We start from the raw sequence: 10,195 nt of genomic DNA, 5'->3' as shown, positions 1-10,195 counted from the left end.
CTTATTGCTTCCCACCATATGCTCTCTCCTTCGAAGAAAACCGCTTCAACGGACCGGGTCCGTTGCCGGTTAAGATGCACGCAGGGTTCGGCTTTGCCTGTAGCGCGTCAGCACTTCCTCGTAGAGCTTCACGTAATTCTCACCCACTCGACGCGAGGTGGATTCCTCGACGATGTTTCCGAAATCCGCTTCCGTCGGTAATTCTTCGCGCGAGAGCGTCAGCACACGGCGGATACGGGCGGCAAGGTCGGTGGCGTTGCCTGGCTCAAACAGCCAGTCATGGTTGGTCTCGCCGATCAGCTCCGGAATGCCGCCGGAGGCTGCGCCGATGACCGGCACGCCCATGGCATAAGCCTCGTAGATCGTGCGTGGCGAAGGTTCCGCCCAGAAGGAAGGAACGATGAGCACGTCGATCTCTTCGAGAAACTCCTTCGGTTTCGCCCAGCCGACGAATTCAATCGGCAGATCGCCGGCCTGAGCCGTGAAGCGTTCGATCGAATCGTCCATCGCATGGCCGGCGACCAGACAGCGCCAGTTGCCGTGACCAATTTCCTTGAAGGCATCGACCATGTTGCCGACGCCTTTTTCCGTATTGATGCGACCGATATAACCGAAGGTCAGCGGCCGGCCAGTGCGGTCGATCTGCCGGCGGGCGACGGGATCGCCCTCGGGAACCGTGCAGGAATAAAAGATGACGCGGCGCAGGCTTTCCGGAATGTGGTGGAAAAGCCCGTGATTGACATGCGTCTTGAGGATTTCCGTGCCGACGCTTGCGACAGCCGCGATATAGCGCTGGGTGAATTTCTTGGTGAAATTCACCGCCTGGCAGCCGAGATGGATGTGCTCGCAGGGCTTGCCGCCCTTGAACATGGCGGCGTTGCCGCACAGGAGATCATATTCGCAGATCGTGTGAACGATCGGAATGCCGCGCTTATGCGCCGCCCGCCACACCAGCGTCGTCACATCCAGAAGCGAGTGGGTGTTGAGAACGTCAGGTTTGAAATCGTCGAGAACGGCTTCGAACTGCTTTTCGACGTCGAAATTCCACTGCTGCTTGAGCTTCTGCATGCGCCGCTGCTGCGGCGAATATTGCGGCCAGTCCTCGAGCCAGAAATCGTTGTTGTGGAACATGCGGTAAACGGTGACGCCGTTGCGCATGGTTTTCGGTTCGGCCTGCCGCTCGATACAGGCGGCGCCGACCATATGTCCCATGGAAACGAGTTCCTCGGCGAGGTGTTCGACCGAGCGTTCGCATCCACCAACGATATGCGGCGGATAAAGGCTGCTAAGATGGAGAATTCTCATGCGGATACGCTCTGTTTTCCTTCATCGAAAATCTATGGCGTCCATCCCGGGCTCGTTCGTCTCACCTCATTCAGGAGACCAGTGAGACATCTGCAAAAATAAAAGAGCCGGAGCAGAACTAATGTTTGAAAATATGAATTACCAAAATCTACTTTTCAAAAAGCACGGGAATCGGCGCTATTTCAAGTGATTTTTTTCGCGGCGCGGTAAAAGCCATGCGGTGTTGCGAAAAGAACCGGTGTCGTGTTACGGTTTAGCCACTTTAAAGTGCAGGCAATCTGGAGAAATCGGTTGCGTTGCAGCTTGTGATTATGTTCGAGTTGATAATATCTTTTTATTTCAAACACATGAATTTCAGGGCGGTTGTAGATGCCGAAAACTTCCAGGACATTCTGATTTCGAAGCCTTGAGAGGCATCATCGCCATTTAAACGGCGACGTCCGTGTGATGACGTCTGGCTTATATTTTCTCCGGACATACCAGGAGGCGCAGATGAATGGAAAAACGCCAATCGCCATGGGCAGCCTGACACGGCGCAACCTGCTTTCAGCCGCGCCGCTTGCATTGGTCGCCGCCTCCGGTTTGCAGGCCGTTCCCGCACGGGCGCAGACGGTTGCTTCGGCCGGTACCGAAGCCTTTCTGGACAGTGTAGGGGTGTGCGGTCACTTCACCCGTCCCACGGGCGTCTATACGGAACAGTTCGAGCGGATCGTGCCTGAACTCGAAGCACTGGGCGTCCGGCATCTGCGCGATGACGGGCTGATCACCGCGAGAGACAGTCGCAACAGCCCCGTCTTTCGGCGGCTGCGCCGGATCGTGGCGGCTGGCGTTCGCCTCACCGTCATCTGTTACGACAATCTAAACCCTTACGTTTCCACGCCGCTCGACAGACTGGCGGATTTCTACGACTGGTGCGACGCGGGTATCGATATTTTCGAGGGCAGCAATGAGCCTAACCTGACGAAGGACCCGCAAAATGCTCCGCGTATTTCGGCGGAGCATCAGGCGGCGCTGCACGACGCCATCCGCTCGGTTCCGCGCCTGAGTGCGGTGCCCGTTGCGGCGCCAAGTTATGTCCTGTCGAACAGAGCGCTGGCGCTGGACCTGAAAAATGCCTGCGATTACGGCAATATCCACGCTTACGCCGGGATGGAGCATCCCGAAACGACGGGTCCGGGGGCACTCTCGAAATCCGTCGCCGCTTCGGCGCATATAGCGGCCGGCAGGCCGGTGCTCGCCACGGAAATGGGCTACCATACCTCGCTGCAAACCAGGACATTTCATTTCCCCGTCACCGAAGGCATCAAGGCGCGCTATATGCCGCGCATGCTGCTCTGGTGCTTCATCAGCGGTATCCGCCGGTCCTACATCTATGAAATGGTTTCAAGCTTCGCCGCTGATCAGACAAACCCGGAATCCTCCTTCGGCCTCCTGCGCCACGATCTCAGCCGCACCCCGGCCTACGAGGCCGTTCGCGCCCTTCTTTCCCTCTGCAGGGCAGAGCGGCAAACCGGACCGGAGAAACGACAGCTCGATTTCCTCACCGCCGATTCCCAAAGGTTGTCGATGCATCTGGTGAGACCGGACGGTGCTTTGCTCGTGCCCGTCTGGCTTGGAATTTCCGGCTGGCAATGGCCGGCCCGCATCGAAAACCCGCCTGCCGAACGGATTGCGACATTTTCGGTGGCCGGCCAGCATAGTCACGTTATCGCACATCGTTTCCGCGATGACGGCTCCGTGAGCCAACAGATAATCACACAGGAAAGCGGGCAATACCGGCTTTCGGTCAGCGACCAGCTTACGGTTCTGGAAGTTTTCTGAATGGCGCCGACGAAATGCCGCATCGCAAAATTGTGTGTATCGCGTCGCGTTATTGCATGATAGCCTGCTTGAATACTGAACTTCGGCGCCGTAAAAGCGGCGCAATATAATACTAAATATATCTTTATTTTTATAGATTGACGATGATGAAAAACTTTAAAGAAGCGCCCGCTTCCGGGGCGCAGCGTCTTGATGTTCTTCAGGTGATGCGCGCCGTCGCGGCAACTATGATTGTTGCGCTGCACGCGGACGTGAACTGGCAATTCACGCTTTTTCCACTGCATCTGCTGAGGCTGGGCGGCGGTGTCGACCTGTTTTTCGTCATTTCCGGATTTGTCATCGTTTATGCGTCCCGGCCCTATTTCGCAGCGACAGGGGGTCGTTCCGCGTTTTTGCTGCGCCGCTTTCTCCGCATCGTCCCGCTTTACTGGTTTGTGCTGACCCTGCGGCTTGCCATGGCCGCCAGCGTGACCATAATCAGTGCGAAGGCCTTTCCGCCGTTACAGTCGATCCTCACCTCCTACCTGTTTATTCCCTATGACAGCATGGGTTATGGCGACGCCTATCCGTTTCCGCTGATCGATCTCGGCTGGACGCTGAATTACGAGATGTTCTTTTACATCGTTTTCGCAGCGTTCATCTTCCTGCCGCTGGAGCGCGCGGTATTCACGACAGCCGGCGTGCTGTTTGCCGCTGTCATGATCGGCTCCGCCTTCGATCTCGGCCTGCCGTTCAGCTTCTGGTTTCAGCCGATCATTCTCGAATTCGTCGCGGGCATGTTCATTGCAGTCCTCTTCCTGCGAGGCGTTCGCCTGCCGCCCCTGCTCGGGCTTGCAACGGCCCTGTGCGGCCTGGCGATCTGGATGCTGACCGATCTGAGCAGGATAGGTTTCAAGTGCGATCCCGGCTGTTATTCCTTTTCACGGCTGTTGGTTTTCGGCGGCGGCGCGATTTTGCTGATGGCAGCGGCGACCTTGACCAGAAACATCTCCCTGCCCCGTTTCGCACGGCCGCTGGCAAAACTCGGCGATTCATCCTATGCGCTTTACCTGCTGCATCCGTTTATTTTCCGGGGCTTCAAGATTGCGCTCGGCGGCGTCACCTTCCCGCCCGAGTGGAGCAACCTCGTTTACCTCGTCATCGTCGTCAGCACCGTCGCCATAGCCCACACCTTCCACGTCCTTGTCGAAACGCCGGCCAATATCTGGCTGCGTGACCGGCTGATAACAGCGCCACGGAAAGTCGCCGTGTCATGAAGAAACCGGAGAAAGGCAAGGGCGGCCGTTAACAATAGCTGAGGGTTTCCGCCGCAGGTTTATTTTAGCGCTTGATCCTTTGCTTGGGCTGTGCGATTTAAAAAGAAATTTTAGATGTTGGGTAACCTTGCCCGGCATTGGATGTATTTAAAGTCGTATTTTAAAGATTTGGAGAGTTGGATGCCCCGCATTCGTAACGGCTCGATGCTCGTTGGTGCGATGTTTATTGCCAGCATGGGTCTCTTTTCCGCTGTTGCCAACGCACAGAACGTGGAAACCACACCGCCGGCCGCACCGCAGCAGGCGCCCTCGGTTGAGAGCGCGGCAGCAGGCGTACCCGTCAAGGCCGCCGATGAAACCACCGCTGCATTTCTGAGCCGCGTCAACACCACCAATCCGGACACTGTTTCGATTGCCGCAGCGGAACTGTTCAAGCAGTCTCCGACGCAGGGTATGATTAGGGATCTGGTCACCATCGCTTCCAGCACGGATGCGGCAACAGCCGACGTAACCGGAAAAGTGACGAGCGGGTTTCCGATCATCGCCGTTTCCACCAGCGCGGCACAGTTCTCCGAACAGCTTTCCGGCCTCATCCTGAGTGACTCCGGCCAGTTGCCGACTATCGTCGCACTGGCCCAGAAGGTCGGCAACAAGGACTTCTCCGAAGTCGTCGGCGAAGGCCTGGCGCTTGCCCACGCCACCGCGATGAGGAACGGCAACACGATACTCGCAGCCGCCATCCAGTTGCAGACAAAGGGCGCCAACGTACCCGCCGATCTGCTGATCGCCTTTAGCGAAAATATCGAAGGAACGGCTGCCGGTCCGGCCGCCCCTGCGGCGGCCGCAGCAGCGGCCTCGCCGATCGGCGGCGCCGGTTCCTCGCCGGCAAGCGCCAACAGCATCGGCGGTTCGGGAACGGCAGGTGACGCAGGCGGCACCGCACAGGCGGGTGGCGGTAGCGCACCCGTTGGTGGCGGCGGCGGCAGCAGTGGCGGAACGACGGGCAGCACCGGCACGTCCTTCTTCACCACGATCAACAATTTCTTCTCGACCGGCAGCACCACCACGCCTGTCAGCACAAGTCCCGTTTGAGTTTGGCTTTGTCGCCTTTCCCTGAGGGAAGGCTGCCGCCAGTTCTGTGATGCAACCGTGACTTGGCGGGCCCTGCTCCCGCCTAAAAGAGCGAGGCTGACAGTTGTTGCAAAGGCACGATCCCCTGACGATGGCTGACTACGATAAAGGCGGGCTGACGTCCGAGTTTATCGATATCGACGCCGTTCTTGCGATGATCCGCCGGCAGTGGCGCATCGTGCTTGCCGCGGTGGCAGTCGCCGGGGCAATCGGCCTCGCCTTTGCCGCAACGGCCGTTCCGATCTATTCGGCGACGGCGACGCTGCTGATCGACCGCAATAACAGCCAGATTGTCGAACAGCTTTCGACAATCGGCGGCGTCATAGAGGATGAGGCTTCCATTCTCAGCCAGGTCGAGGTGCTGCAATCGGAAACCATCGGGCTTGCCGTTGTCGATAGTCTCAATCTCACGGAAAATCAGGAATTCAGGGCAACGCGTGCGTCGCTTCTGAGCTCGATATTCGGCACGATCCGCTCGCTCGTCAATGTTTCGCAATGGTTCTCGCCAGCGAAAAAAGAGGCGGTGGTTGATAATGGAACCCTGAAGAGATCGCTGTCAGACCGGCTGCTCAACAACCTCAGCGTCAAGCGCATCGGCCGAACCTACGCGCTGGAACTCACCTATAATTCGACATCGCCGGTTCTCGCCGCGCAGATCGTCAACGCCGTGGCCTCAGCCTATCTGGTGGACAAGCTGAATTCCAAATATGAGGCGACAAGACGGGCCAGCGACTGGTTGTCGGACCGTATTGCCGAGTTGCGCCAGCGGGCGCTCGAAACCGATCTGGCCGTTCAGAAGTTTCGCGCCGAACATAATTTGATCTCGACCGGCAATAACGGCCTGCTCTCCGATCAGCAGCTGGCGGAATCCAATAGCGCCCTGATTTTGGCGCAGTCGGAAACCGCCAGGGCACGGGCGCGGGTGCAACGCATCGAACATATTCTCGCCACCGACGATGTCGACGCAGTCGTTACCGACATTCTCGACAGCTCGGTCGCCAACGATCTACGCAAAAAATATCTCGATGCCTCCAAGACTGAGGCGGAAATTACCAGCAGGCTCAGCAGCAACCACATTCAGGCGGTGCGTCTGCGCAATGAAATGCAGGAATACCGGCGGCTGATGTTTCAGGAAATCAGCCGTATCGCGCAAAGTTACAAAAGCGATCTGGAAGTCTCTGAAGCGAGGGAAAAGTCACTTGCCGAGAGTGTCGCCAAGGCGACCGACATCAGCAACTCCGCGAGCGAGACACAGGTTCAGCTGCGCGAATTGCAGCGCGAGGCCGAAACCTACAAGAACATGTACCAGACCTTCCTGCAGCGATATCAGGAAGCGATGCAGCAGCAATCCTTCCCCGTGACGGAGGCGCGCGTGATTTCCAAGGCGATGCCGCCTGGAATTCCGAGCAAGCCGAACAAAACCATGATTTTGGCCCTCTTCATGATCATGGGCGCCGCAGCCGGCGGCGGCATTGCTGTGTTCCGCGAATTCCGGGATCGTTTTTTCCGCACCGGGGAACAGGTTCGAGACGTTCTCGGGCTGGAATTCCTCGGCAATACCCCGCTCATCCAGAACAACAAGGCCATAATAGAAGATCAGGAAGGCGGCCATCCGGCCCTTACGCGCCCCACCAGCGTTGCGCGCTACGCGGTCGACCATCCGCTCTCCTCCTTCGCCGAAACCCTGCGCAGCACCAGGCTTGCCATCGATCTCGGTATTCCCGCCAAAAGCGGAGCGCGGATTGTCGGCGTTGTCTCAGCCTTGCCGAGCGAAGGGAAATCCACGATCTCCATCAATCTGGCGCAACTGCTTGCCGGACAGGGTGCGCGGGTCCTGCTGCTGGATGCCGATATTCGCAATCCCGGCGCAACGCGCGCCATGGCGCGTCACGCGAGCGAAGGCCTACTCGAAGTATTGCTGGAAGGCCGTAGCGTGCAGGATGTGCTGCTTCGTGACGAAAAGACACGGCTCGCTTTCCTGCCCACGGTGGTCAAACAGCGTGTCCCTCATTCCTCCGAACTGCTGACCTCGGCGCAAATGCACAAGCTGCTGGCCGAAGTGAGCAATGCTTTCGATTATATCATCGTCGACCTGCCCCCGCTCGGGCCGGTGGTCGATGCACGCGCCATGGCGGGGCGGATCGACGGTTTCATCTTCGTCACCGAATGGGGCAAAACCGCCCGCAGAGCAGTGCGGAACACGGTGGAGAATGAGGTTCATATCCGCAAGAAGTGCCTCGGCGTCGTCCTCAACAAGGTGGACACCGAAAAGCTGAAGCTTTATCGCGCCTATGGGTCGAGCGAATATTATCATTCGCGCTATACACGATATTACCATGACCAGGCGTGATGGCGTGATGCGCCTGCGGAAAATCTTCGCGGTCGTACCGGTCCTCGTCATTTCCATCTTTGTCCTGTCCGTGGCGGCGCAGGCCTTTTCGCAAAGCCGACGTTTTTCTGATATTGTCGCATTGGCGCGGATCGCCGACGATAATAACGGCCTCGCGCCTGATCTCCTTGCGGAAACGGTCCCTGAACTCCAGCCCATCGTTAGCGAAAAAATCTGCCGTTCGGATATCGTCAAAGCCGGACTAAGGCTCGTTCTGGCCGATCTCGATGCAAATGGCGTCGATCCGGCATCCGATCCCGGCGCGACGCGTCTCGGTTTTGCCGAAACCTTTATTCGCCATTCGCTCTCTTGTTTTCCCGCAAATGGCGATGTCTGGCTGCGTCTTGCCATGGTTCGCTCGCTGCGCAACGCCTCGCCCATGGAGGTCGCCGTGCTGATGAATTTCTCCCAGCTCTATGGGCCTGCCGATGCCAATCTGATCCGTGGGCGTTTCGTGATGTGGCAGCAGTTTCCGAAGAACACCTTGCCCGAGGCCGAGTCGGCCCGCGAGGCGGATACGGCCGTCGTCTGCGGCAGGCAGGGGGAAATCCTGCGATGGACCTTGGCGCAAGTCTGCCCAAAGCCACCGCCGGCAGATATAAAACGCCCCGCGCCGCTGTCATGATCTGAAACAATGAAACGGCTGAGCCTCGTCGATATTCGCGGCATAGCCACCACAAACAATTCCGACAAAGCCCAAAGATATGTCGCTCACCGAAGCCCGATCAGAACCGCTCTCCTCCTCGCAGCCCCCACTCGTGGCGGTTCGGGACTATGTCCGGCCGGTCGCAATAGCCGCATTCTGGGCAATATTTCTGCTGGCGCTTCTCAATAGGGGCGCTACGGAAATAGAAAGTCGCATCGTCGTCACGGCCGGGATCTATCTCCTGCTGGTGCCATCGATCCTCCTGTTCGGACCACCGAAGGCCGGTGCGGGCAAGGTACTCGCCGCAGCCTGCCTTTTATTGGGAGCGCTCATCGTTCAGGTGCTGTTGCAGACCTCCTCCATACCCGGCATCGCGCGCCTCAATCCGGCATGGTCCACCGCCGCCATGTTCATGCAGACTGCGCCAGCCGCCACAATCTCACTGACGCCGGCGGATGACCGGCTCGGCCTCATGAGCGCCGCCCTGCCCTTCGGCGCCTTCATGGCCGGCCTCGTGCTTTTCGATAGCGACGAGCGTGCGGCGAAGACGCTGCGATGGTTCGCAATCGCCGGTGGCTGGCTCGCGCTGTTTTCCATCGTGCAATTCGTGCTTTTTCCCGAAGCTCTCGGCCTCATCCAGAAGCGCTTCTACGTCGGCAGCCTCACCGGCCTTTTTGTCAACCGCAATACCGCCGCGACCTTCTTCGGTCTCATCCTTCTAACGCTCGCCGCACTATTACATAAAAGCCTCCTCGCTCCGGATTGGGCCAGGGTAAAGGCGCTCGTTGCAAATCGCCTCACCGTGCCGGCGGAGCAGAAACAGCTCATCCGCAGGGCCGCTTTTCTTGGCGTCCTCGCGGGCTTTTGTTTCATCGCATTGATGCTGACGGGATCGCGTGCGGGGATCGGCTCAAGCCTCGCAGCGCTGATTGTCCTGATCCTGCTGATTGTGTTCAACTCCCCCGCCAGAGCCGGCCGCAATGGGGCCTTCAGCCGGCGTAGGCAGCGCGGGACGAGACGTCGTGCCGCGCTCCTGATCGCAATCGCCATCGCCCTCTTCGCGCTTTTCGCCAACCGGGTGGCGCTTCGCATGGAAACGCGTTTGGAAGACGATATGCGCTTCTGCTACATGCCGGGCATCGCCCGCGCCATCGCCGACAATTGGCCGCAGGGGTCGGGCCTTGCAAGCTTTACGGAAGTCTATGCGCCCTATCATGTGGCGCGGTGCGGGGTGGACGCCGTCGTCACCCATGCCCACAACGTCTACGCCGAAGGGCTGCTGACACTCGGCGCGGCCTTCCCGTTTTATCTCGCTTTTTTTGTGCTCATCCAACTGGTGATTTTCATTCGCGGGGCACTGAAACGCAGAAATTATCGTTATGCCTCTCATCTCGGCCTTGCCGCGCTGCTACTCGTCCTGTTGCATTCGACGCTTGATTTTTCACTGCAGATTCCAGGCTTTGCCATGGCCTATGCCGTTTTCCTCGCCCCGGTCGTCACGCTTTGTCTGAACCCGCCGGGAATGGAGCGGGAAGGCCGCAAACGGCGGAGACAATTTCCGGAAGACGCTGCAATGCCGGCGCCGGGCCATTCAGGCCAGACAGTACAAACGCCGCTTCGTCTGCAATAACGGATTTTACGAATGCA

Annotated in this window: 7 protein-coding genes; 6 read left to right on the top strand and 1 reads right to left on the bottom strand. The window is 58.4% G+C overall.

Going from position 1 to position 10,195, the window contains the following annotated elements:
• Positions 1–69 precede the first annotated feature (69 nt).
• A complete protein-coding gene (locus BTE54_RS17755; RefSeq protein ID WP_078053368.1) occupies positions 70–1,305 on the bottom strand; it encodes a glycosyltransferase family 4 protein in 1,236 nt (411 codons plus the stop codon).
• A gap of 492 nt (positions 1,306–1,797) precedes the next feature.
• Here BTE54_RS17755 and BTE54_RS17750 point away from each other — a divergent pair, with 492 nt between their 5' ends.
• From BTE54_RS17750 to BTE54_RS17725, 6 genes are all read left to right on the top strand, one after another.
• Entirely contained in the window at positions 1,798–3,126 is a 1,329-nt protein-coding gene (locus tag BTE54_RS17750; RefSeq protein ID WP_078053367.1) for a hypothetical protein, read from the top strand.
• A 143-nt stretch (positions 3,127–3,269) separates the two neighbouring features.
• Positions 3,270–4,382 (top strand): acyltransferase, encoded by a 1,113-nt coding sequence (locus tag BTE54_RS17745; protein ID WP_078053520.1) that lies wholly within the window; start codon positions 3,270–3,272, stop codon positions 4,380–4,382.
• Between the two features lie 180 nt (positions 4,383–4,562).
• A complete protein-coding gene (locus BTE54_RS17740) occupies positions 4,563–5,474 on the top strand; it encodes a hypothetical protein (protein ID WP_078053366.1) in 912 nt (303 codons plus the stop codon).
• Between the two features lie 130 nt (positions 5,475–5,604).
• Positions 5,605–7,863 carry a polysaccharide biosynthesis tyrosine autokinase gene (locus BTE54_RS17735; protein WP_078053365.1) on the top strand — a complete coding sequence of 753 codons (2,259 nt, stop codon included), beginning with the start codon at positions 5,605–5,607 and terminating at the stop codon, positions 7,861–7,863.
• On the top strand, positions 7,850–8,527 hold the full coding sequence (locus BTE54_RS17730; protein ID WP_245316637.1) for a hypothetical protein: 678 nt from the start codon (positions 7,850–7,852) through the stop codon (positions 8,525–8,527). The genes BTE54_RS17735 and BTE54_RS17730 overlap by 14 nt, the downstream gene beginning before the upstream one ends.
• A 79-nt stretch (positions 8,528–8,606) precedes the next feature.
• On the top strand, positions 8,607–10,178 hold the full coding sequence (locus tag BTE54_RS17725) for an O-antigen ligase family protein (protein ID WP_078053364.1): 1,572 nt from the start codon (positions 8,607–8,609) through the stop codon (positions 10,176–10,178).
• Positions 10,179–10,195: the final 17 nt, after the last annotated feature.

This window comes from Agrobacterium sp. YIC 4121 (assembly GCF_002008205.1).
Classification (GTDB): Bacteria; Pseudomonadota; Alphaproteobacteria; order Rhizobiales; family Rhizobiaceae; genus Agrobacterium; species Agrobacterium leguminum.
The sequence above is the reverse complement of the archived record's forward strand: the minus strand, read 5'-3'. Positions and strand labels throughout refer to the sequence as shown.

Coding starts and splice junctions, on each gene's coding strand:
- BTE54_RS17755 (WP_078053368.1), bottom strand. CDS start 1,305: ATGAGAATTCTCCATCTTAGCAGCCTTTATCCGCCGCATATCGTTGGT.
- BTE54_RS17750 (WP_078053367.1), top strand. CDS start 1,798: ATGAATGGAAAAACGCCAATCGCCATGGGCAGCCTGACACGGCGCAAC.
- BTE54_RS17745 (WP_078053520.1), top strand. CDS start 3,270: ATGATGAAAAACTTTAAAGAAGCGCCCGCTTCCGGGGCGCAGCGTCTT.
- BTE54_RS17740 (WP_078053366.1), top strand. CDS start 4,563: ATGCCCCGCATTCGTAACGGCTCGATGCTCGTTGGTGCGATGTTTATT.
- BTE54_RS17735 (WP_078053365.1), top strand. CDS start 5,605: ATGGCTGACTACGATAAAGGCGGGCTGACGTCCGAGTTTATCGATATC.
- BTE54_RS17730 (WP_245316637.1), top strand. CDS start 7,850: ATGACCAGGCGTGATGGCGTGATGCGCCTGCGGAAAATCTTCGCGGTC.
- BTE54_RS17725 (WP_078053364.1), top strand. CDS start 8,607: ATGTCGCTCACCGAAGCCCGATCAGAACCGCTCTCCTCCTCGCAGCCC.